The organism is Sphingobacterium sp. MYb382 (assembly GCF_037572665.1).
In the GTDB taxonomy this organism is placed as follows: domain Bacteria; phylum Bacteroidota; class Bacteroidia; order Sphingobacteriales; family Sphingobacteriaceae; genus Sphingobacterium.
Window position 1 is genome coordinate 483,069 of sequence record NZ_JBBGZT010000028.1, and the last position, 23,773, is coordinate 506,841.

At 39.9% G+C, this 23,773-nt stretch carries 23 protein-coding genes; 17 read left to right on the forward strand and 6 right to left on the reverse strand.

The window, feature by feature from the left end; all coding sequences use genetic code 11:
• Nucleotides 1-6: 6 nt before the first annotated feature.
• On the reverse strand, nt 7-408 hold the full coding sequence (locus tag WH223_RS16670) for a winged helix-turn-helix transcriptional regulator (RefSeq protein ID WP_340048923.1): 402 nt from the start codon (nt 406-408) through the stop codon (nt 7-9).
• Between the two features lie 84 nt (nt 409-492).
• On the opposite strand from WH223_RS16670, the gene WH223_RS16675 reads away from it, so the two are divergent.
• Both WH223_RS16675 and WH223_RS16680 read left to right on the forward strand, forming a co-directional pair.
• Entirely contained in the window at nt 493-1,488 is a 996-nt protein-coding gene (locus WH223_RS16675; RefSeq protein WP_340048924.1) for a quinone oxidoreductase family protein, read from the forward strand.
• 1 nt (nt 1,489) lies between these two features.
• Nucleotides 1,490-1,966: a cupin domain-containing protein gene (locus tag WH223_RS16680; RefSeq protein ID WP_340048925.1), complete on the forward strand. Its 477-nt coding sequence runs from the start codon at nt 1,490-1,492 to the stop codon at nt 1,964-1,966.
• A 50-nt stretch (nt 1,967-2,016) separates the two neighbouring features.
• On the opposite strand, the gene WH223_RS16685 is transcribed toward WH223_RS16680, so the two are convergent.
• Nucleotides 2,017-2,385: a VOC family protein gene (locus WH223_RS16685; protein WP_340048927.1), complete on the reverse strand. Its 369-nt coding sequence runs from the start codon at nt 2,383-2,385 to the stop codon at nt 2,017-2,019.
• A gap of 128 nt (nt 2,386-2,513) precedes the next feature.
• On the opposite strand from WH223_RS16685, the gene WH223_RS16690 reads away from it, so the two are divergent.
• The 5 genes from WH223_RS16690 (at nt 2,514) to WH223_RS16710 (ending at nt 6,619) form a co-directional block, all read left to right on the forward strand.
• Complete coding sequence (locus tag WH223_RS16690; RefSeq protein WP_340048928.1) at nt 2,514-3,566, forward strand: NAD(P)H-dependent flavin oxidoreductase; 1,053 nt, start codon at nt 2,514-2,516, stop codon at nt 3,564-3,566.
• Between the two features lie 365 nt (nt 3,567-3,931).
• Nucleotides 3,932-4,801 (forward strand): glycerophosphodiester phosphodiesterase family protein, encoded by an 870-nt coding sequence (locus WH223_RS16695; RefSeq protein ID WP_340048929.1) that lies wholly within the window; start codon nt 3,932-3,934, stop codon nt 4,799-4,801.
• Between the two features lie 164 nt (nt 4,802-4,965).
• Nucleotides 4,966-5,472 carry a hypothetical protein gene (locus WH223_RS16700; protein WP_340048931.1) on the forward strand — a complete coding sequence of 169 codons (507 nt, stop codon included), beginning with the start codon at nt 4,966-4,968 and terminating at the stop codon, nt 5,470-5,472.
• Between the two features lie 24 nt (nt 5,473-5,496).
• The gene (locus tag WH223_RS16705) at nt 5,497-5,949 is read left to right on the forward strand and encodes a hypothetical protein (RefSeq protein ID WP_340048933.1); all 453 of its coding nucleotides are present in this window, start codon (nt 5,497-5,499) and stop codon (nt 5,947-5,949) included.
• 25 nt (nt 5,950-5,974) lie between these two features.
• Nucleotides 5,975-6,619 (forward strand): alpha/beta fold hydrolase, encoded by a 645-nt coding sequence (locus WH223_RS16710; RefSeq protein WP_340048934.1) that lies wholly within the window; start codon nt 5,975-5,977, stop codon nt 6,617-6,619.
• Nucleotides 6,620-6,709: 90 nt separating this feature from the next.
• Here WH223_RS16710 and WH223_RS16715 read toward each other — a convergent pair whose 3' ends face one another.
• Nucleotides 6,710-6,895, reverse strand: coding sequence for a hypothetical protein (locus WH223_RS16715; RefSeq protein WP_340048935.1), 186 nt, complete (start codon nt 6,893-6,895; stop codon nt 6,710-6,712).
• A 343-nt stretch (nt 6,896-7,238) separates the two neighbouring features.
• On the opposite strand from WH223_RS16715, the gene WH223_RS16720 reads away from it, so the two are divergent.
• From WH223_RS16720 to WH223_RS16730, 3 genes are all read left to right on the forward strand, one after another.
• Nucleotides 7,239-8,573 (forward strand): hypothetical protein, encoded by a 1,335-nt coding sequence (locus tag WH223_RS16720; protein ID WP_340048937.1) that lies wholly within the window; start codon nt 7,239-7,241, stop codon nt 8,571-8,573.
• 11 nt (nt 8,574-8,584) lie between these two features.
• The gene (locus WH223_RS16725) at nt 8,585-10,264 is read left to right on the forward strand and encodes an MAC/perforin domain-containing protein (RefSeq protein ID WP_340048938.1); all 1,680 of its coding nucleotides are present in this window, start codon (nt 8,585-8,587) and stop codon (nt 10,262-10,264) included.
• 65 nt (nt 10,265-10,329) lie between these two features.
• Nucleotides 10,330-11,199 (forward strand): hypothetical protein, encoded by an 870-nt coding sequence (locus WH223_RS16730; RefSeq protein ID WP_340048939.1) that lies wholly within the window; start codon nt 10,330-10,332, stop codon nt 11,197-11,199.
• Between the two features lie 120 nt (nt 11,200-11,319).
• Here WH223_RS16730 and WH223_RS16735 read toward each other — a convergent pair whose 3' ends face one another.
• Nucleotides 11,320-11,865, reverse strand: coding sequence for a dihydrofolate reductase family protein (locus WH223_RS16735; RefSeq protein ID WP_340048941.1), 546 nt, complete (start codon nt 11,863-11,865; stop codon nt 11,320-11,322).
• Nucleotides 11,866-12,044: 179 nt separating this feature from the next.
• On the opposite strand from WH223_RS16735, the gene WH223_RS16740 reads away from it, so the two are divergent.
• From WH223_RS16740 to WH223_RS16770, 7 genes are all read left to right on the forward strand, one after another.
• On the forward strand, nt 12,045-13,280 hold the full coding sequence (locus WH223_RS16740) for a FecR domain-containing protein (protein ID WP_340048943.1): 1,236 nt from the start codon (nt 12,045-12,047) through the stop codon (nt 13,278-13,280).
• A 132-nt stretch (nt 13,281-13,412) separates the two neighbouring features.
• Entirely contained in the window at nt 13,413-17,066 is a 3,654-nt protein-coding gene (locus WH223_RS16745; protein ID WP_340048944.1) for a SusC/RagA family TonB-linked outer membrane protein, read from the forward strand.
• Nucleotides 17,067-17,087: 21 nt separating this feature from the next.
• Nucleotides 17,088-18,242, forward strand: coding sequence for a SusD/RagB family nutrient-binding outer membrane lipoprotein (locus tag WH223_RS16750; RefSeq protein ID WP_340048945.1), 1,155 nt, complete (start codon nt 17,088-17,090; stop codon nt 18,240-18,242).
• A gap of 12 nt (nt 18,243-18,254) precedes the next feature.
• On the forward strand, nt 18,255-18,707 hold the full coding sequence (locus tag WH223_RS16755; RefSeq protein WP_340048947.1) for a SusD/RagB family nutrient-binding outer membrane lipoprotein: 453 nt from the start codon (nt 18,255-18,257) through the stop codon (nt 18,705-18,707).
• Nucleotides 18,708-18,719: 12 nt separating this feature from the next.
• On the forward strand, nt 18,720-20,096 hold the full coding sequence (locus WH223_RS16760; RefSeq protein ID WP_340048948.1) for a PhoPQ-activated pathogenicity-related family protein: 1,377 nt from the start codon (nt 18,720-18,722) through the stop codon (nt 20,094-20,096).
• 94 nt (nt 20,097-20,190) lie between these two features.
• A complete protein-coding gene (locus tag WH223_RS16765; RefSeq protein WP_340048949.1) occupies nt 20,191-21,036 on the forward strand; it encodes an alpha/beta hydrolase in 846 nt (281 codons plus the stop codon).
• An 11-nt stretch (nt 21,037-21,047) separates the two neighbouring features.
• Complete coding sequence (locus WH223_RS16770; RefSeq protein WP_340048951.1) at nt 21,048-21,899, forward strand: glycerophosphodiester phosphodiesterase family protein; 852 nt, start codon at nt 21,048-21,050, stop codon at nt 21,897-21,899.
• Here the strand turns inward: WH223_RS16770 and WH223_RS16775 are convergent.
• Together WH223_RS16775 and WH223_RS16780 are read right to left on the reverse strand one after the other, a co-directional pair.
• Entirely contained in the window at nt 21,894-22,490 is a 597-nt protein-coding gene (locus tag WH223_RS16775; RefSeq protein WP_340048953.1) for an RNA polymerase sigma-70 factor, read from the reverse strand. The genes WH223_RS16770 and WH223_RS16775 overlap by 6 nt on opposite strands.
• 177 nt (nt 22,491-22,667) lie before the next feature.
• On the reverse strand, nt 22,668-23,447 hold the full coding sequence (locus WH223_RS16780) for an NYN domain-containing protein (protein WP_340048954.1): 780 nt from the start codon (nt 23,445-23,447) through the stop codon (nt 22,668-22,670).
• Nucleotides 23,448-23,773: the final 326 nt, after the last annotated feature.

A 23,773-nucleotide genomic window follows, 5' to 3' on the forward strand; every position in this document is an offset into this window, starting at 1 on the left:
AGTTCTTTAGAGCTGGCTTTTGTCGTTATTTTTTTCTGTTTTGATACTTGTTTTTATTTTATCGCGATGCTGTAATCCCCAATCGACGAGCTGTGCGGTGATGGGAACGGCAGATTTCCCATATTCGGTGATGGCATAGCGCACTTTATGTTCCGGCTCTTCCTGTATACTTCGCGTGATGAGTAAGTTTGTTTCTAGATCTTTGAGCTCTTTGCTCAGCATCTTGGCCGATATTCCTTCTATTTCACGCTGTATTTTTTTGAAATGTAGCTCCTCTTGCTGCCTGTTACTGAGGTACTGTAGGATACGCAATTTCCATTTCCCACCCAAGATGTCCAAGCTATCACGCATGGCACGTAGTTCCTGACTGCATGTAGGTTCTTTTTTCTCTGCTGCTGTTTTATCCATCGTTCTTCGTGCTAGTAACCTCCAGTTAACCCCCAACAAATTTATACTATTCGGCGGTTATCTTTGTTAAAAAAATGTCTAAAGATGAAAGCTATACTTTTAAACGAAGCCAATGAGCTGCTGGATGCTAAAGTACCAACGCCTGAGCCGAAGGCTGACGAGGTATTGGTTTGCATTGTAGCATCTGGATTTAATCCGATAGACTATCAAATGCGTGAAAACGAATATGAACGTCGTTACTTGAAGTCGCCTATTTTAGGTCGTGAGCTATCGGGCGTCGTGGAGGCTATCGGTTCTTTGGTGCTAGACTTTAAGGTTGGCGATGCTGTTTTTTGTGCTTGCGGATCTATGGGTTCCAATGGGACCTATGCGTCACACATTGTCGTGCCAGCAGCCATCCTGGGTTTGAAACCCGACAGTTTATCCTTTGAGGAGGCAGCGGCATTACCATCGGTAGGCATCACCGCTTTGCAGGCATTTAACCGTTTGCCGAAAGATGTAAACCATCGTGTATTGGTGACGGGGGCTTCGGGTGGTGTGGGCAATTTCTTCCTTAAGCTCCTGTTGTATGCTGGGTATAAGGAGGTACTGGTGACCTATGGTAACGAAGCTGCGAAAAAGAAATTGCTTGCCTTGGGGCTACCTGCAGGGCAGTTGGTCGATTATCGCTCCGATGATTTAGCCGCACTTTTATATTCCCAGAATGGGGAAAAACGTTTTGATGTCATTATGGATTGTGTTGGAAATCAGTTGGGCGAGACAGTAGCAACTTTGCTGAAAACGAGCGGTATCTATCTCGATGTAACTCACTTTATAAGCCAAAAAGCGAGTGATATTTTATTTAGCGCTGGAGCTACTATATTGATGATTTCTAATTTCAGATATGGTGCTGATAAAGAGTATAGCTATTTTAAAGAAGCCTTGCAGCAGCTTAAAGATCTTTTTGATGCATGCAAAATAAGTCCGCCGGAGATTCGCGTTTTAGGTGGTTTATCTGCCGCAACAGCCGAAGAGGCACACCGACTGCTCCAAGCAAATAAAACACATGGGGCAAAATTAATTATGCGTAATCAAGACTAATATGAAGACAATACCTAGAAGAATAGTAACGGGAGTTAAAGATGGGAAATCCTATATTGAGCAGGATGCACAAGTTAGCAATGTGTCGGAACACTATCCCGGTTTGGTGATATCCGATGTTTGGCAAACCAGCCAAACGCCAGCTTCTTTAATCGAGGAAGAGCCTATTGAAAATAGCGCTTTTCCGGCAGTACTGAAGAATGGTACCTACATGCGTTATGTGCAAATTCCGACGGATAAAAGTTTGGGCATTGAAGCTCCAGCGGGGCAGCCCCATCCGCTGATGCATAAAACAGCGAGTTTGGACTATATCATTATCCTTTCGGGTGAGGTTTATTTGATTACGGAGACGGAAGAAACCTTACTTAAAGCAGGGGATATCGTCATCCAACGTGCTACGAATCATGCCTGGAGCAACCGTTCGGAACAACCGTGTTTGCAGTTGGCTATTTTGATTGATGCGGCTGTCGCCGGATAAATAAAGGCAAGTAAGGTTCCCCTTATTTTGGGCAACCTTACTCGTTTTGATTATTTTTCAGCCTGTTTTAAGGCGATACGATTGCCTTCGCTATCTTCAATCTCGGCTACATAGCCCCAACCAGGATTGTGGGTTAAAGGAAATAGGATAGGAGCACCTAGGTCTGTTGCTCGTTGAAGGGTAGCTTCCAAATCATCAGTTTGCAAGTAAATTAAAGACCCTTCATGGCTCGGCTTGTAGATGCTTCCTTTTGCCAAAGCTCCAGAAATGCCGCCTTGTTGTTCTTCAAGCGGAAAAAAAGCCATCTCACAGTCGTGGATGGTATCCAATTCAAAGGCATAGCCAAAGACTGCTTGATAAAAAGCTATAGCTCTAGGCATATCGGTTACAGGGATTTCGAAATATACGGCAGCGTTCATCGTTTTGTTTATCGTTAAAGTGCTAAGATAATAAATGTTTTTTCTACGTATCTATACAGATTAAGCGCTTTAAAAAGCTGTATTTCCTTTGTTATTGTGTAAATTTAGGAAAATCAATAGCTGCTACGATGAAGAACCCTATATTCGAACGATTTGGAATTAAATATCCTTTTATTCAAGCTCCGATGTTTGGCGTCAGTACGCCCGAAATGGTCGCAGCGGCGGCCGAAGCGCACTGTTTAGGGTCTTTAGCATTGGGCGATATGCCTGCCGACTACTGTCGTGCTCAGTTGGCGGCTGTAAGGATGCTGACGGATAAGCCTTTTGCTGTTAATATTTTTACGCATAGTATTCCAGAAGTTACTGCCGCCCTACGTGCCGATTATAGAAGCGTTTCGGGATTTCTACAGACGATTGCTGTCGAACATAATTTGACGGTCGATTTTCCAGATATTGATGATTTGCAGCTGCCCAGCTATCACGAGCAGGTCGATGTACTAATTGAAGAGGCTTGCCCTATCGTCAGTTTTACGTTTGGTAGCCTTGATGCCGAAAGTATACAGAAACTAAAAGCCGCAGGCACACTGCTTATTGGTACGTGTACCTCGGTGGAGGAAGCTTTGCTTTTGGAGCAGGCAGGCATTCCTGTTATCTGCGTGCAAGGGATAGAGGCTGGTGGTCATCGGGGCAGTTTCCTAGGGAATGAACTGCCACAAATTGGAGGGCTTTCCTTGTTGGCGCAGGTATATGATAAGGTTCATGTTCCTTTGATTTATGCTGGCGGTTTGTATAACAATCGTACAGTCGCTGCAGCAGCAAGCCTGGGGGCACAGGCTTTTCAGGTAGGTAGTCTTTTGGTGAACGCGGCAGAGAGCGCTTTGCAGCCCTTTGAGAAAAGTCGTTTACAAGCTATTAAAGAAAGTGATATCCGTTTGCTGCGTAGCTTTTCAGGGCGTTATGCGCGCGGTATAAAAAATACGTTTACGGAACTTCTGGAAGACTCATCTTATATCTTACCCTATCCCTATCAGAATAAGCTTACGGGAGCTTTACGGAAGGCTGCCAAAGCGCAAAAAAATGTAGAATTGCTAAACTTATGGCACGGGCAATCCATCCCTAATTACGACGAACGTTCAACTAAAACTATTTTAGGAGAATTGATTAAAAGTTTCGATTTGTAATCGTGTTATTTTGTTTACTTTCTTTTAAAAGCCTTTTGTGGGCTTTTTTTTGTTTCATGTTCTTTCATATAATTAAAAACGAGTTCTATTATTAAGTTTTTATTATCTTTTAATCAATTGAATTTTAATTTTTTTTAAAAACATTCGAAAAGCCTTTTTCTGAATTTTGAAGCTCGTTTATTCTACTATCTTTGGCCAGCTGATACAATTTTGAGCTTCTTGGCAACAGAAATATTAACCTTTTAATGCCCATTATAAGAGCCCTTTTTCAGCCTGAAATACTAAACTTATTATAGCATAAAATTTAAATATTAAGCGCGTATGAAACGTAACTTTAATGTCGTAGCTATCGTATTGATAAGGTTATGAAAAGAATATTTTTTTTAGGCTTTTTACTGACGTTTTTCACGTTGGTAGAAAGCTTCGCACAGCATCGCTTAGCGATGGAGTCGACCGACGATCTTGTTCGTTTTTTTACCTATGTAGAAGGTAAGAAAATAATTAGTGGTCATCGTGGGACAATGGAACAGGGGATGCCTGAAAATTCTATTGCCGCTATGGAAGCGGTGTTGGCACATACACCAGCTTTCTTTGAAATCGATCCGCGCTATACAAAAGATAGCGTTATCATCGTGCATCACGATGCCACCTTGGAGCGTACAACTACGGGAAAGGGGAAGGTGGCTGATTATACTTATGTCGAATTGCAAAAGTTAAAGCTGAAGGATGCTTCAGGCAACGAGACGCCTTATCGCCTCAATACGTTGGATGAAATGATTGCATGGGCTAAAGGAAAGACGATTTTGAATTTAGATAAGAAGGATGTTCCCCTTGAGGCCACCGCGGCTATCATTAGGAAGCATCAAGCCTACGCTTGGGTGATGGTGACGGTGCATAATATAGAGCAAGCTCGATTTTTCTTAACTCAAAATCCTAAGCAGTTTTTGGCGATGCATATTCGTACTGCGGAACAATTGGAGGCATTGAAAGCATCGGGATTACCATTGTCGCAGATGCTAATTTATATTGGCCCAAAGGTTGGTGAGCAAAATAAAAAGATGTATGCTTTCTTTCATGCTGCGAGGCGTATGTGTATGCTGTCGGGTTCATCATCCTATGATAAGCTTGGAACAGCAGCGGAAAGAGCGGATATGTATCGTGCCGTCTATGCAGAAGGAGCGACTATCTTTGAATCCGATAGGCCTATAGAGGTTGCTAAGGCTATCGGCGAGTAGTGACGATATATTTGTTGTTTTACGATGCAAGTGGTTAGTATATCGTGTTTTATCTTTCTCGTGGTCTCTGATACTTCATGTAATAATAACATAAACTTACTTGTTTATATGGTTAAAATGTTTAGGTTTACGTTAGCTTATTATCTAATCAACGATTGCCCATTATGCGTCTACTATTTATAATTCTTGCACTGCTATTCAGTAAAGTTGGCTTTGCGCAAAATCCGTCGTTTAAGACCTTAGATAAGAAAGAGTATAGCATAGCCTATAACGCTAGTTTTTTGTTGGACGAAACAGGAAGTAGGGGGCCGGCCTTGGTCTTTCAAATTCCGGCAGAGGACCACGACCATGATTTCTCGTCGAATATAAATTTAGTAGTTCAAGATTTAAGTACGCTAGATTATGATTTAGATAAATTTGTTGAGCTGACAGAGAATCAAATAAAAACAGTATTGAATTTGGTGGAAAGTAAGCGTGTGAAAAATGAAGGTAAGGAGTTTCAAACTTTGATTTTCGAAGGAACACTAAATGGCCTTGATCTTAAGTTTTTGCAGTACGACTATGTTAAAAATAAACGCGCTTATGTATTAACCTATACGGCAAAATCAGATGATTTTGATAAATACCTACCCGATGTAAAGAAAACGATGGATAGCTTTACCTTGAAGTAAGTTTTTTTTAGTTAAGATATTGATATGCCTGTTTTAATACTATTGTTTTTATTTTGTACAATAGGGAATCTTTCTGCTCAAGAAAAAATCACCCATTTGCAGTATGGGAAAGTGTCTATCGCTATTCCTGAGGATTGTTCTACGGAATCAGCGTATGGGTTGTCGAATTGTAAAGGTTTTTCTGTGCAATGGCTATATTTAAGTGAAGAAATGGTTGAACAAGGTGTTCAGGTGGAGTTTGCTAAGCAAGCGAGGACGCAATTAGATTTTACACAAAAAAAATCTATTAAGTTCACTTCGCAAGGCCAGTTGTTCAAGGGAGATATCTATTTACTAGCAAATGGGGCTACGCGTATTATAGCATTTGGACGAATAACAGGTATGCCTTTATTGCTCAATTTAGGCTTTGATAAAGAACCGAAAACGAATGCCGATTTTTCTGATTTTGAAAAGAACTTTATAGTGCTAAAACAGTAAGTAGTTCTTTTGATAGGTTGTGTATATGCATACGATATATGTCTTTAGTGGTCTTGGTGTGGATAGGCGTGTATTTGACGCTATAGATTTTCGTGGTTTAGCTGTTGAATTCATCCCTTGGATTAAACCGATAAAAGGAGAAACATTGCGTGATTATGCACAGCGTATCGTAGTGTATATGCCCGACGATAATCCGATTTTATTGGGTTTATCATTTGGTGGGATGTTGGCTACTGAAATAGCGAAGATTAAGCCTGTTCGTAAGCTCGTGCTTATTGCTTCTGCCGAGAATAGGGAAGAGCTTCCTTTTATTTGTAGGTTGCTTGGTAAATATAATCTGCACAAATTAATTCCTACAGATTTTCTTAAGCAATCGAATAGCGTGAGTCAGTGGTTTTTTGGTTGTTCTCAGCCATCTGAAAAGAAGTTGTTGAAGGACATCTTAGCAGATACCGATAAGGAGTTTTTGGTTTGGGCAATTGACGCTATGCTAAAGTGGAAAACAATTGAATCCGTGAAGAATGTTATACGTATCCATGGTACCCGCGATCGAATTATTCCGCTAAATAGTATAAAAACAACCTATATAATTGAAGGTGGAGGTCATTTTATGACAGTTAGCCATGCTAAAGATGTTGAAGAGTCTATCCATAAGGGGATAAATAGTTAGCTTTTTAAATCAACAAAAAACGCAATGGGTATATATCTATTGCGTTTTTTTATTAAGCATTCTCTATATACCTCCTTGATTATTGATGGCTTATATTGTCTTTTGAACTTCCTCTACTGAAATTCCAAGGTAGCTGGCTAATTCGGTAATCGATACTTCTTGATTTTTATCTTTTTCAAGGTTCGTCTTTATTTGATTGTAAATACGGAGGCTTTGACGATAGCTTTTTCCTGTTATTATCGCAATATCTTTTGGGTAGATACAAATTCTTTTCATGGCCGGTTGCATGTGTGTAAACTGTTTTCTTAAGGTTGGCTGGCGTCTTAAACTAATTTAGTGTATATCTCATTATTTAAAGGTCGAAAATCATCCGGGCGAATGAATTATTAAATGTAAGTTAGCAAATAATTGATGCTTTTTTGTACAAAAGGTACTATTAACGCCATTTGGAATATACCTCCTTTTTATTGGAGTTTATTAATCGAATCTTTATAGCACAGCTACTTTAGAATAATTGTTTTAAACACGATTAATAACTATTTATTTTCTCCTTTCCATTTTTTGTCTCTTATTTTTTATCAGCTAAAGCAACCTAACAACAGTACTAATTTTTTTGATTATGAAAAAAAATATAAAACTTTTATATCTCTTGATAATTGGTTTGTCTATTGTGACTTCATGTGAAAATCTTATTGATAAAGAAAAGATATCTCCAATTGCGGATATTATTGATAAAAATTCAATAACAGATTCAGCTTCTAATGAAGTTATTGAAGAATTGCAGGCTACTGAAGAATTAAAGGATCAGCTTAATAAAATTAAGTTTCGAAATAATAAAAAACGTACCGTACAGAATGATGATTATGATGAGAATTTTTTCATGAACATGTATGCAATTAGGGATTTACCTGTTGTATTTGAAGCTAGAGGTACCGCCAACACGAGTGGTAGATTTCTATATGCAAATGGTGCAGGTAAAGAAATTACCCTCATTTCTAGAGGGGCAGGTTCCAATCAAAAGTTTTTAATTAAGGTTTATCCCCCCTCTACGGGAATACCTTATCGGATTTATTCTAATGCTACTGGTACAGCGTTAAGTATAGGTCAATATTCTAATAATCCTACAAAAAAAATTGTGATGGCGAAAGCTGATAATACAGGTGATATGTATTATGCAAATTGGAGTTTTATTGCTGCGACTAATAATCCGGGGTATTTTGCACTAGAGAATCAAGGGTTGTTCACCCAAGGGGGGAGTGGTGATTGGGGAGATTACTTTTATCCTGTAATGGAAGTAGAAAATAATGATAAAATAGGCTTAACTCGCTATCGGTCTGATGCTAAGCAAGAGTTTATCATACAGCCAGATGCCATTTTCTCGTTAAAGGATGTTCAGTTTTTAAACCCTTATTCTGCGACAGTTACACAAAGGTCGAATTTTGCAATGGAGAAGGCTATAATAAACTCTACTTCGCAGCTAAGAAATGAGAATATTGAACTTAGCCAAACAGTTGATGAAGAATCTTATTTCCGAGATAAAAAAGGAATAGCGTTTAGGTTAGGTTCTTCAGGATTAAAATTTGCTCGTCCTACTGTTACATTAGGAAAGATAGATTTAACCGCTAATCAGGATATTGCAAAAGATACTTCCTATGATCCGAATCTTTATAAAAAATATACAAGGATATTAAGTAATATTCTTCCAGTAAAGGTAAAACCTCGTACTAAATTAGTGGTAACCTATTATTATAAAGTGTTTGATTTTGAAGTAGACTTTGTTGCTACAATTATTTATTCAGATAGAGAAGCTAAAATTTCTGGAAGATGGAGTGGAAGGAGATATGTGGATGAAATTTTTGAGTTTGATACTGAAGAAATAAACTTGGATACAGGTGTTCGTATTAGAGGGAAATTATCTTCTAAAGGTGAGTTTTTATCTTCTATAAACCCTTAATGAATTTCCAAATGAAAAGTAAAATACTAACAACAATAGTTATAACGATTATAGCTTTTATTTCATCCTGTACCAAAGAAAATAATTGGAATTCTGAGAAGAACAAAAATGTAGAACTTCAAGATGATATTATACTTGTTCCTAGAAATCCAAAACTACAGAGGGTGTGGTCACGTAATAATAAGATAAAAAACTTCAGTTCAAGAATGTCTTTTACAGATGCTACTGATTTTTTAGGGAATTCATATAAGGTAGAAAATGGGACATCTATAATAGGTGATTTTGCCAACGCTAGATTTCCTATTGTGTCAATAAAAAAATTAATTGAGCGTTATCCATCCTATATTGTAGCTAAGGAGTTAAGACAAACAAATACAGAAATGTATAGCTATGCCAATTTTGATAGATTAGAATTAAATAGTTCCTTCTCAAAAAAAGTAAAATCTGGATTTTCTCTTAATCTAGGGATATTTAAGCTTGGTAGAAAAAAGACTGTAACGGAAGTGTTTATTCATAATACTATGTATGATAATAAAGTTGGACATGGGGAATTAAGTATAGAAGTTGTCAATGGTATGATGACTTTGCAAACTGTACCAAGTGCTCTGAGACGTATATCTGCTGATTATTTAGATGAAATTTTTGTTGATGCACTGTATAATTCATCTATGGTAGAATTAATGAGAAGTTATGGTGAGTTTGTTTTAACTGGGTATTATACAGGAGGAAGAGCTTCGGCATTGTATTATGGTACGGAAAGAACGAATACGTCCTTTGAGCAAAAAGAGAATAGTATGGATAAAGAAATAAATGCCTCTTTTTCTTGGAACAAATCGAAACCGGTTGGAAAAGATAGCTTAAATATTATTTCTGGTGAGTTGAGTATTGGTACGAATAAAGGAAATTCATCAGCGGTGACTAATACTTTTTCTGATTTAAAATTTTCTATAAAAACTCTTGGTGGAGCTTATGGCTATACGGTAGCTACTCTAGCTAGAGTTGTCTACAACTATTCTCTTGACCTAACAAATTGGTTAAATTCTTTGAATGATACAAAGACACATACTATGATCGGTTTACAGGATGAAGGATTAACACCATTATCTGATTTTATTTTGGAGGAAAATTTTAAAGAACGATATAATGATACGCATATGGGATTTCAATTTCAGGAGTACTTGGAAGAACCTTTTATTGAAATTGTGAAAATTTATATACGCAAAAGCGCTTCAGGTGATAAATTATATGATATTGTTCCAGTTCTGAGTACTAGGCAAGGGGATAAACTTATTTTTTCAAACTCGCATTTAGGTTATCAGACAGATGCCCAACTGAAAGAAAATAGTACACTTGCTACTTTTTTGGAAAAAAGCAAACTGATTGCAGATGCTAAATCTCAGTACTACAAACTGGCTATTAAAGCAAATCCAAATAAAATCATAAATCCCATAAGTAGAATCCCTTTGTCTTTTGAAATAAGCAATGTGACAGAAACAGGATTATATAAATTTAAGAATCCTAATACGAATATTTGGTATATCTATAACCCTAATAGTTTGTACTGTTTCGCTTATTACGATGACGACTATATTTTAGATGCTTACGGTATTTCTAATTGGATTTCTACTATTCCTGAGAAATCAATCACGATGACAACATTATATCAAAGGTATAGGATTTTTGGACTCTAATTGTTGTAAACTTATAAATTGTGTTTTCTATATAATCTTGGTATTTATCTTTCAAAACATCTTATATGAAGCTTTTTAAAACATGTTTTCTGCTCTTGTTAATTTTCAGTTTTACGTACTGTAGTAAAGACAAGGCGGATGAAATTATTTCGAAACAAGGATTAGACCTCAGCACGACCTCAGTTCGTTTAGATACGCAAACTACTTTTAAGAAGGTTAGTGTTCTTAATGCTAAAGGAAATTATACCGTTCGTTCCTTGAATAGCACCATCGCAGAGGTGCGATTGGTTGATAATGAGTTTGTTATTATTGGAATAGGAACTGGAAAGGCTACTATATTGGTTCAGGATTCGGAGGATAGACGTGGGGCAGTTGATGTCGAGGTAAGTGGAATTGATAGACCAGCTACCAAATCTTATCTCATCTATGTCAAAAAAAATACAACACGAACGCTTCATCATCCTTATCCTAGGGAAGAAGGTTTTAAACTTTTGGGCGACTTAGATAATGAGTTGATAAACATTAGTTCTTTGGGAAAAGATAAGCTTAAGATTGTTGGAAAAGAATTAGGCTCTACAGATATAATTGTAGAGCAAGATTACTGGAATGCTGTTAATTATAAAATGAAAATCGTTGATGTTTATCCATTACTTACTACGATTGGTTCGCACAGCACGGATAAAGTTGGGCTAGCGGCTTTTCTTGATATTATTAAGATTGGAAATGGAGGATATAAAATTGAGTCTGCCGATTCAGCAATTGCGATTGGTAGCATAGAGCCATATCTACCTTCGAGTAGGCCAATTGAAATTGACTATTATAATGAAGTTTATATTAGCTATGAAACATTTGGTAAAGTTGGTACGACGACGATTACGATTACAGATGCAGCAGGTTTGAAGGCTGAGAGTCACATTACTTTTAAAGCCAAGTAAATTTTACTGGTAAAGCATAAACATACGTTTTTATGAGACTATAACACACCTTGTTTCGTTTCAGAGAATCTAGGATTACTACTGCAAGCCACTTCAAAGAGTCGCTTGCAGTATTGTTTTTTATACTTGTCTTTCGTAAATAAATTGAACGACCCCCGATTTATAAACCTTTGTATCTTTAAGGGTTAAAGTTAAGCGCTCTTTAAGGTTTTCAAACAGCGGCTTTCCTGCGCCCAATACGGTTGGGTGTACCGATAGTTGGTAAACATCAACTAAATCGAGTTCGATGAATGTACGGATGAGGCTCGCACCACCATACAACCAAATATCTTTACCTTCTTCCTGTTTTATGGCCGCTACTTTTTCTTGGATAGCTGTGGTGATGTATGTTGCATTAGCATTATCTTTGGCTTGGTGCGAAAAAACATACTTTCTCTTCGCATGGATATCCTGCCATAGTTCTTTTTCCGCAGGTTCAGCATCCGCCGCAGGCTGATAGTTTCCCCATCCATCATAGCTTATACGTCCGTAAAAGATAGTGTCTAAACGCGACATAAAGCCAGCGAAGTCCATCTCTTCATCCATAATACACCAATCTACTTCTCCGTTAGGGCCTTCAATAAATCCATCTAAGGTGACGGCTAAATCTAAAATTACTTTACGCATGTTTTGTCTTTTATCTATTTCTGATTTCGCGAAAAATGAACAAAAGGCTTCGTTCACTAAACTTCCTCTCACAAATTTACGTCTTTCTATTTTGGGCGTTTGAAAAAAAATAAAAAAAATCATTTTTTGATTACCTCCTTTTTCCAGATTTATTGTCTTAGCTATAAAAGGTCATTAAAATGACGGCGCATACGTATGCGGCCTTGACAGTTATGGAGAAAACACGATTAAGCTATTTATTTGATTCTTACTATAAGCATACGGCTACCGCTGCGGAGCGGCAAGAGTTCTTAGACTATGTAGCAAGAGCGGAGCATGATGAGCAACTGAAGATGATGTTGGAAGAAAACTGGCTTTCAATAGAAGAAGATACGAAGCCCGTTCGTGATCCTGCAGCAGCGCAGATGCTACAAAATATTCTAGGGGGGGAGACGCCTGCTGCTCCTTTATCCACCAGAAGATCGCAACATTTGCTGTGGCGTGTTATGGCTGCCGCTATGGTGTTGCTGTTGCTTGGTGGGGCTACTTTTTATTTCCGTTTTAAAGACCAAGGAGTAGCGTCCATCCAACATGTGGCAGAAGCCTCGCTGGGCGATGCCGATACAACAAGTAAGCGCGCACACAAAGCGATACTAACATTAGCCGATGGATCAGAGATTATATTGGATCATACCCAAGAAGGTAAGCTAGCCGAGCAAGGTAGTGCACAAGTATTCCGTAAAGAAGGAGCCGTCTTAAGTTACCATGCTAATGCCAATACAGGGGAGGACGTGGTGCACAATACCTTAACAACGCCTAAAGGAGGAACTTACCAACTGCTGCTGCCCGATGGCACTAAGGTATGGTTAAACTCCTATTCATCGCTAAATTTTCCGAGTCAGTTTAGCGGTAGCGAGCGCAAAGTGACCTTAAGGGGGGAAGCCTATTTTGAGGTTGCTAAAAATGCTAAGATGCCTTTTAAAGTTGCGGTTGCAGGTATGGAAGTAAAAGTGTTAGGCACCCATTTCAATGTGATGGCCTATGGGGATGAGAAAACGATAAACACCAGTTTATTAGAAGGGTCTGTGCGGGTTTCTAGCTCGGGAGGAAATAAGCTTTTAAAACCAGGGCAGGAATCGCGGATGACAAAAGCAGGGCAGCTACAGGTGGTAGAAGCCGATTTGGAAGAGGTGATGGCATGGAAGAATGGCTGGTTTAATTTTAATCAAGCCGATGTGCCGCAGCTTATGCGTCAACTATCACGCTGGTACGATTTAGAGGTAGTTTATGAGGGTAAGGTGCCTGAAGGGCGATTCTCCGGATTGGTGAAGCAGGCAAATGATGTAGGACAGGTACTTGCCATTTTGAAAGCCGGTGGACTTAAATTTAAGACACAAGGTAAGCGCATCACCATTATGGCAACAACAGTTAAATAACATATGAAATAAAATAGCAAAAATAAAGAAGGAAAAAGCTAGGAACATTGGCCTGTTCCTAGCCATAGCCTGAATCTATTTGAATACAAACCGACAAGTCTGTTACATTTTTAATCCAAACTCATCAAAGTTATGAAAAAAAAGCATTCTTTACCAAAGCTCCGTAGGAGCCAGGGCTTTAGAATCAAAAAACGACCACTAGCGAAGTTGTTAACACTTTCGTTATTAGTTGTTTGCCTGCAAGTTAGTGCGAGTGTTAATGGACAAAACCTGTCCATTAGCATGCAAAATGCATCCTTAAGCAGTGTCTTTAAAGAAATTAACAAAAAAACAGGCTATCAATTTTTCTACAATGTAGAACTATTGGAGAAAGCTAAAAAGGTGAACATTGACGTGAAAAATACGCCGCTGGAGGAGGTATTACGTCTTTGTTTTAAAGATTCTCCATTAACGTACAGCATTGAAAATGGTGCTATCTTCATCAAAGAGCAGCCACGTGCTGCCGCACCCTCAGCCGGACAGCAACGTAAAGAAATCACCGGACGGGTACAAGATGAAAAAGGAACACCGCTGGCAAATGTATCGGTTCACGCTGTAGGCGAGAAGAGTAGCACCCATACCGATGGAACCGGTTCTTTTAAGCTTACCCTTCAAGGGGAGTCATCGTTGCAGTTTAGCTATGTGGGTTATCGTAGCCAAACGGTGGCAACGCAGGGGAAGAGTAATCTGCAAGTTAACCTTGTGCCGGAAGTTCAAAATATGGACGAAGTGGTGGTGACCGCCTTGGGTATATCGCGCGATAAGCGTTCGTTGGCCTATGCGGTGGCTGATGTGAAAGGGAGCGACCTCACCAATTCCGGGGGAGCCAATTTGGTAAAATCCTTAGACGGAAGAATGAGTGGTGTAAACTTTACGCAAGCGAGTACAGACCCTACAGGGTCGGTATTTGTGACCATCCGCGGAGCCACAAGTTTGAATTTGTCGAACTCTACAGCAAGTAGTCAACCTCTTTATATAATAGATGGTATTCCTTTGGGTACTACATCTATTACCAACCGCAATAACGTAGACTTTGGTAATCTATTATCACAGCTCAATCCGGAAGATATCGAGAGTGTTTCTGTCTTGAAAGGGGCGAGTGCAGGTGCTTTATACGGTGCGCAAGCGGGTAATGGTGTAATTATGATTACGACGAAGTCGGGTAAAGCGGCAAAGCAGGGCATTGGTGTATCCTTCAATATGTCGACGCTTATCGATAAGCCTTATAATTTTTTCGAGACACAAACAGAATACGGTGTTGGTGTACGTAGTTCGGCTGGTGGTTTTGTCGCAGGTGGCGCCTATGATTGGGGACCTAAGCTAGATGGTTCTTTCGATGTTACACGCTGGAATATGCTTACGCAGCAAAATGAAAAGGTTCCCTTTTTAAGTCCGAATGAGAATCGCCTCAAGGAGTTCTTAGTAGACGGTTCAACGAACAACTATAACCTGAGTGTGACGGGCAATTCTGATAAAAGTACCTTCCGCTTTTCCGTTGGTAAAATGGATAACAAGGGAATTATCCCGAACAATAAAACCAACCGTATGACTTTCAACCTAAATGCGAGTCATCAATTGACGGAGAAGGTTAAAATATCGGTTAATAGTAATTACCTATCACAATATTCGCCTAATAAATCATCGGCCAATAACGATGTTATCGAGCTATTAACATTCTCTTTATTAAGCCATATGCAGCCGGTAAAAGAGATGCAGAATATTTGGTTAAATGGCTATGAAGGTATCAAGCAAAATGCACCAGCTTATAAGCCAAATGGAGACCCTTATGCCGACAATCCATATATGTATTCGTATGCCGAAATCAATACCTACCGTAAAGACAACTTCTTTGGTAAGGTAGAATTGGACTGGAAGCTAATACCTCATTTATCATTGTTACTCCGCTCAGGTATGGACTATAATGGCGATAATTATGAGTATAAATTGTCTAAAGGTTTTGCTGATAATAATCGTAAAGATGGACGCTATACGGTTCAATCGACCAGCGGTTTATCGGTGAACTCCGACATTATGTTGATGTGGAATAAAGACTTTGGTAAGCTTACCACATCCGCTACCGCGGGATACAATTATGTCTATGGAAATTCATACGACAATTATGCGAATGCCGATAAACTGGTGCGCGCCAATGATTTTAGCCTAAGCAACGCGGTCGCAGGAACACTAACGGCGAGCAACTCATGGGGCATAGCAAAGACGCAAAGTGGTTACGTTACTACGCAGTTTGGTTATGCTAACCAAGTATATGTAGATCTTTCGGGGCGCTATGACCATAGCGGTATTTTGACGGAAGATAAAAACCATCATTTTTACCCATCAGCTTCCTTAAGCTGGATAGCGTCGGAAAGTTTCAAGCTTCCTTCTTTTGTAAACTTACTGAAGCTTCGTGGTGGTATTGCACAGGTCGGTCATGGTATCGGCAAGCCTCGCTCGAACAATACTTTTGCTTTCAATCCGGTAGACTATGGTTCTACGAAGATCTTAAATATCGGCGGACAGCTTATCGACCCTGCAATTAAGCCAGAGGTTACCAATTCTTACGAAGGAGGTTTTGACGTATCCATGTTTGATAAGCGTGTCTCTTTCGATTTAACCTTGTTCAACAAGACTCATAAAAATCAACAAGATTTCATTCCTACATCGCCCGGCACGGGCTACAACGGTATCTTAACCAATGTCGGCACGGTAGCGGCTAAAGGTATTGAGATGGGTTTAAATGTGGTGCCAGTACGTACGAAAAACTGGAACTGGGAATTTGCTACGTACTTCACGAAATCTGAAGCCCACATCACGAAGCTTTCTGAAGCTTATGTTCCTAATGGTTATACATTTTATGGAAATGGACCTAACGTGAGCATCCGTATGGCGGAAGGTGATAAAATTGGTACGCTGTGGGAGAGCACTGTATTTGAAAGAATGCCCGAGACGAGCAAGTTTGCCGGCATGATTGTATTAGATAATACAGGGCAGTGGAAGTCATCGTCAAAAGAAGCTGATAGACGTCCTATCGGGAACTACAACCCTGATTTTATAATAGGTTTCAATACGTCGGTACGTTATAAGGCCTTTAAGGTATCCATGGTAGCTAGTCTACGTGTTGGTGGTGACTATTTATCCAATGTGGAACGCCGTGCAGTTACCAATGGTCACTCTTTGTTGACGATCGGCGATAATGTAAATGGTCCCAATGACTACACTGTAGGTGGTAGAGATGCTGAGTCGGGTGGTTTGCCATGGCCAGAAGCTACAGCGATGAAGTACCCAAATATGGCAGCTTTAGTTAAAGCATACCGAAATTATGGCGCTTATGCACAGGATGCTTCCTATTTCAAAGGCGTATGGTTGAAACCAGGAGGAGACCCAAGCAATGATAACGATTACCTCGTGAATGGTGAAGATCCATTGGCTACTTTCTATTACTTACCTGGAAATGTGTTGGGACAGCAATATTGGTCCTTTTCGGAGACGTTGATGCGTGATGCTACGAATTTCAAAATTAAAGAGTTGGTGATTGACTACGCTATTCCAACATCCCTATTGAAACGGGTGAAAATACACTCGGCAACGGTAAGTTTAATTTCGAGAAATATTTTTCAATGGAATAAAAGTGGTGAAAAAGGAGATCCAGAAGCCGCTTTTGAAGGTATAGGTCGTAACCAAGGTATTATTGGTAAGGCTTTACCATCGATTGCCTCGTACGGAGCTAAAATAGCGGTTAACTTTTAGTCAGATTTAATTTGTAATAACATGAGATTTTTTTCAATACTAGTAGCTTTTGTCTTTGTGCTTTCATCGTGTCAGAAGTCTACATTACGTGAAGATGAGTTGCTGGCTAAGCGTAATGCTTTGGAATCAGCGGAGCCACACTTATTGCTGTCATCGGTCATTCAGAAAAGTGCTTTTCTTTATCAGAATAAAGGAGGGATGGGGTCAAAAAATTTGGGGGTAACGATGCAGTACATGCAAGGAAATCGCAATAGCGATGATAATACGTACCTTAATTTCAGACAGCCCAATGAAAGCCTATATGATTATACGTCGGTAATCCGTTTTATCAATGCCTCCATTGAGGATGTAAACAAGAAAGGGCTGAAAACCCACGAAGGGGTATTTAAAATCTTTCAGTCGCTCTTGTGGTCGGCGGTTACGGATCTTTATGGTGATATCTATTATACCGAAGGTCTGCGTGGTAAAGATGGTATCTTGTTTCCTAAGTTTGATGGTCAGGAGCAGATTTATCCTGCACTGGTGCAGAACTTAAAAGATGCAGCAGTATTAATTAATGAAGGAACGGAAGCGTTGGATCCTACCTATGACGTGATGTATGGCGGAAAGAAAGCCTCTTGGCTGAAGCTAGCCAACTCCTTACGTTTACGTTTAATGATGCGTCAAAGCGCTAAGGTACTTGATAAAGCCGAGTTACAGGCCTTGGCGGCTTCACCTTTGTTGGCGGATGTAGCTGAAAATGCAGCTATACCGTATATCGATGGACATGCGACGATGGCCTCACCAATGGGAAGAACAAATTCGGATCCTGCGGGCGCATTTTTAATTTTCCGTCCTAGTAAGACCCTTATTGATAGTTTGAAGGCCCTCAATGATGAGCGCTTGAAAGTATGGGTAGCACCTATCGAGCGCCCTTGGTCTAATAAGGTAGACTCGAACAATGTGACGCGCAATATTGTGCAGAAAGGTTTTGCTTACACCTATAAATGGGAATACATAGACCGTAAAAATGCTAAAATTCTCGCTGCCGCACCTTTGATTGCCGATTCATTGACCCTTTATGGAGGTTATGCGGCAGGTTTATCGGTGAACGCTTTGGTGGCCAACGGAAGCTATGATATTCCAGATACACGCTATAATTATAAGATTTCTAAGTTCTCGAAGCTCTTCAATTAAAATGCACACCCTTTGATAAAAGCGACGGTGATGCAGGCCGATGAAGTTCAGTTTTTATTAGCTGAGGCTACGGTAAAAGGATGGATAACGGGTAATGCTAAGCAGTACTACGAAAATGGAGTTAAGTTAGCGATGAAGCGTTGGGGAGAGACCACGCCAACCAATTATTTCAGTAATCCTGTGGCGGCCTTCCCTTCGGGTACAAAAGAGCAGCTGGCAAAGATCGGTTTGCAAAAATGGTTAGGCTTATTTTTTATGGGCTTAGAAGGCTATGCGGATTATAGAAGAACGCGCACCCCGTTTATGGAGGCTAACGGCGATTTGAACCCGACGACGAATCTTTTCCCATTACGTTACCGCTACCCGCAAACCGAGTTAAAAAACAATGCAGCTAATTATCAGTCGGCAATTGGTAAATTAGATAAAGGAGATACCGAGTTCTCTAAAATGTGGCTCATTAAATAAACCGAATAAGATATGAACAATACCATGAAATTACTTTCTATACGCCTTTTACTATGTATCCATGCGCTTTTCGCATTGAGCATAGCTGGCTACGCGCAAGTAGCGTCTTCTACCACTGCGGAGACAGCCTTGGCGGACTATTTGAACAAGCAAGATGCAGCATACCGCTGGGAGGTAAAGGAGCATTTTATACAGGACGGAGCCGATGTATATAGCCTATTGTTGACTTCACAACAGTGGCGTGAGCATACCTGGTTACATCAGCTGAGCATTATTGTGCCTAAGGAGCTGACGCAAGATGGCGCTTTGTTATTCATCACCGGAGGGGGAATGGATAAGCAAGGACAACCAAAATGGAGCGGTGAAGGAGATGCTTTGACGCAAAGTTTTGCGCTTATCGCGAATAAGAATAAAGCTATTGTTGCCGTTTTAAAACAAACGCCAAATCAGCCACTATATGATAATTTGGTAGAGGATGCTTTGATTTCGTATACACTGCATAACTTCAAGAAAGACCATGATTATACTTGGCCTTTGCTGTTCCCGATGGTAAAGTCGGCAAAGCGTGCTATGGATGCCGTGCAGGAGTTTGCTACGCAGAAATTGCAAAAGCAAGTAACTCGGTTTGTGGTGTCTGGAGCTTCCAAAAGAGGATGGACGACTTGGCTTACAGGAGCTAATGATAGCCGCGTAGTGGCTATTGCGCCTATGGTTATCGATATGTTGAAGATGCCTGTCAGTGTGAATTACCAAATTGAAACTTGGGGCGATTATAGTATTCAGATTCAGGACTACGTTAAGTTGGGTATTGTGCAGGAAATCGATGGCAACTCGGGTAAAGAGATCGTACAGATGATTGACCCTTACAGCTACCGCAAGCAGTTGACGATGCCGAAAATGATATTTATGGGGACGAATGATGAATATTGGCCTGTAGATAATATAAAGAATTACTACGACAGCCTACCGGGACAAAATTTCATCCATTATATTCCGAATGCTGGACACAGCATGGGCGATAAGAAAGAGGTGATGGCTAATTTAAGTTCTTTCTTCGGATTGACTTTGGCGAAGGCAACTTACCCGGTGTGTAGCTGGACTTCATCGGTATCTAAAAAAGGTGTTAAGTTGAAAATCAAAGCTACAGCCAAGCAGCTGGTGGATGTGGTCCTTTGGTCGGCCAATTCACCAGATCGCGATTTGAGAAATGATACGTGGACGTCCAAATCGTTAAATCTGAAAAACAAATCTACACTTGTTGTGGAGGATGTTTTTCCTGCCTCGGGCTACCGTGCCTTTTATGTAAACCTGATTTATAAAAATGAGCAAGGCGAGTTATTGACGGAGAGCACACGTGTATTTTTAATGGACGACAAGTCTTTACTTTAACCTAAATAGGGCTTAGGTCGGATACTTTCGGGTTTCCGATCTTTCCTTTTTTGCGACACTATTTATGAATATTTAATACAAAATAATATAAGCTATGAAATTATATACCTACATCTTACTACTGTTCTTGGGGAGCAGTATTTCTTTACACCTTCGTGCACAAAGCGATTATCAAAAGCTAGCGGATATTGCCTACAGCAAGGAGAGTAAGGACAATACGTTTGACGCCTACATTCCGAAAGACTACAAACAGGCGAAAGTGATTGTTTACCTCCACGGGAGTGGATGGACAGGAGGCGATAAAGACGAGTTCCCTATTCAGTTGGTGGAAGAGTTGGTCGCTAAGCGTAAATACATTGTGGTATCGGCGAACTACCGATTAATTAAAGACGGTAAAAACCGTTTTCCAACACAAATGGAGGATGTGAAAACGCTATTAGCATTTTTGTCGAAGCAGGCGTCGAAATTCAATTTTGATGGTAGCTCGTTTGCATTGATGGGGGGGAGCGCTGGCGGCCATTTGGCTTTGCTGTATGCTTATGGCTACGATAGCGATAAGCAAGTGAAAACGGTTGTTGATTTTTGGGGGCCTACTGATTTCACCAACCTAGCGGAAAGAACGGCTAATGCGGAAGCTAACGAGAAAATTGTAAACCTACTTGGCGAACCGGATGCTAAAGCGGCTGTAAATACGGTGGCTAGTCCTATTCATCGCTTAACCAAGGATACGGGCATCCCTACATTGCTATTTCACGGTGGTAAGGATCCTTTGGTACCTGTAGATCAGGCCAACCGTTTGTATAAAAAGTTGCAAGATTTGGGTATTCCTTCCGAGTATAATTATTATGAAAATGAGAAGCATGGCATGAAGGGCATTGCTGCTCTCAATGTGTTAAATAAAACGATTAACTGGTTGGAGCGTTATTTTCCAGCTAAATAAACTTAATAAAGATGAATTATAAAAGTGTTATTCTTTTCGTTGGCTTACAAGCGAGTTTCTGGTCAGCAAGCTTTGCCCAACAGCCTGTATTACCTAAAAGTAAACATGGGCTGGTGGTGATTGCTCATCGTGGAAGCCATGTGAATTTTCCTGAAAACAGTATTGCTTCTATTGAAGATGCTATACGCTTGGGGGCCGATTATGTAGAGCTGGATGTGCGCACTAGCAAGGATGGCCATTTGGTGCTAAACCATAATGAAACGGTAGATGCTCGCTCCAATGGTAAGGGCAAGATTGTTGATCTTACTTGGGCGGAACTTCAGCAGCTAGAACTGAGCAGTAATGATGGAAAGGTATACCGTATACCGAGCTTGGCAGAAGCTTTGCATGTCTGTAAAAATCGGATAAATATTTACCTAGACTTTAAAGAGGCGGATGTAGCGCAGACTTATGCTGCCATCAAAAAAGCAGGCATGGAAAAACAGGTTCTCGTTTACTTGAACGATATTGAAAGCTATGGAAACTGGCGTAAGGTGGCTCCGCAGATGCCATTGATGTCTCGTATTCCTGATGAAGTGCTTACGGAGACTGCTTTACCAGCATTTAAGAAAGAAGTTTCTTTTCAGGTGGTTGACAATAAAGTAAAGCGTAAAGAGGAAGTGGCTATTATCAATGGAGAAGGGATTGCTGTATTTCTTGATGCACAGCGTAAAGATGAAGGACCTGAAACATGGGCGCCACTATTGCAATTGGGGGTACAAGGATTGCAAACCGACCATCTTGAAGCCTTGGTCGATTACTTGAAAGCAAACAACCTCCGTAATGGAGCTTCAGTGAAGCCTTTAAAAAAGAATAAATTATAAGAAATACTTGAATAAGCTTATGGCGACAAGCCATAGGCTTATCGATTGTGTCAAGTTATTTTTGATAAAGCGTAGGGCAAGCACCATATGTTTTTTTACGGTCTCTAAGGAAATACCTAGCTCGACAGCGATGTCTACTTGTTTCATTTTATGAAGTCGACTCAGGGTATATATTTTTTTCTGCTGCGGTGGTAATAAATCTACGGCTGCATCAATCAGGTTATGGTAGTCTATGCTATCGGATTCTTCCGCTGGATTTGCAGCAACTTTTAAAATCTCTTCCACCCAGCTTTTCTCTTTCTTTTTTTCGCGCGCTAAGCGCTTCAAGCAGTTGAAGGCATGGTTTCTAGCGATAGTCAGCAGGTATGAACGGAAGTAGCTAACTTCTACCAGCTGTGTACGGTTGGCCCATATCTTCATAAATACATCTTGTACAATTTCTTGCGTTAAGGCCTCCGATTCCGCTAGCGGAGCGATATAGGAATACACTTGATTGTAGTAGCGTTCAAACAGGCTGGTAAAGGCCTGCTCATCACCCTGCGACACCAGGAGCAGGATGCGGTCTAAATCTTGTGATGGCTGCTGTTGCATAATAACTGAAGCATGAATAAATGGCGTAGTAGCAAACCTGCTTTACTTTACAATAATATCGCTTACAGTTAATTAGAATATTGATTTTCTGTTAAGATTACATGAAGAAATAAGGGATTGGGCCTAGCTGATGGAAATCGGCAGGCCTAAGCATTTTGAAGGAGCGTTTATGAACGTTTAGTTTTTTCTCTTTACTAAGGGATGATTTAGCTCGCCGACTTCATTGCGTATCACTTCAAATTGAGATAGGTTCTCAAAAAGCTTAGATAGTGTAGAGAAGCCATAGCTTCGGGCATCAAAGCTGGGGTCAATTTTATGGATATTACCACCAACTTTAGAGATGTAGGCTACATCATTGTCATCGGTTGATATTTCAAATGCTTTAGCAATGGTTTCTGTATCTTTTTCAGATAAGAAATCGATGACTTCTTTCGCTGCTTTAGGAGTTGACGTAGTGTTTCTCTTGGTTGTTTCTTTAGCTTTTATCCCTTTGTTTCTTGCGGCAGTCTCTTTTACTTTAGGACTTATATTTTCAGTGTAGGTAAAGATATCGCAGGATTTGACAAAGGCTTCTGGAGTTTTCTTCTCACCGATGCCCATCACAAAGAGGCCTTCCTCACGTATTCTCTTGGCTAATCCGGTATAGTCGCTATCGCTAGATACAATACAAAAGCCTTCTATATTTTTGCCGTGGAGGATGTCCATCGCATCAATAATCAAGGCTCCGTCGGTTGAATTTTTTCCGGTGGTATATGAGAATTTCTGGATAGGGTTGATAGAATATTGGTTGATAAGGTCTTTCCATGAGTTCATGACAGGGGAGGTCCAATCTCCATAAATTCGGCGGATGGTAGCCTTTCCATATTTGGATACTTCCTCAATTGTTTCCTTAAGGAGTTTTGCTTGCGCATTGTCTCCATCAATTAATATGGCGATGTTGAATTTTTTGTCACTCATAGTTTAAATATTTGGACCGTATTTCTTGAAAACTGCTTTCTACCTGTCTTGTATAAAGATAGACAATATTGTTGTTATGTATGTTTTAAAGAAAATCAAAAAAACCGAGCCATGTGGAGTCCTAGTTTTTCTAAATTCTCTAAACGGGATACCGTGAATTATATGCATCTATGTTGCTATTAATCGTTTTAGTATATAATAGTAACAGTTATCCTAAGTAAATGTTGTAATTTAGGGTACTATGAAAACAACATAATTTGGCATTGTTTTTATTGCATCTAAGCGATTAATTATTCCCAAGCAAGCGTAAGAAATATTTTGTAGGT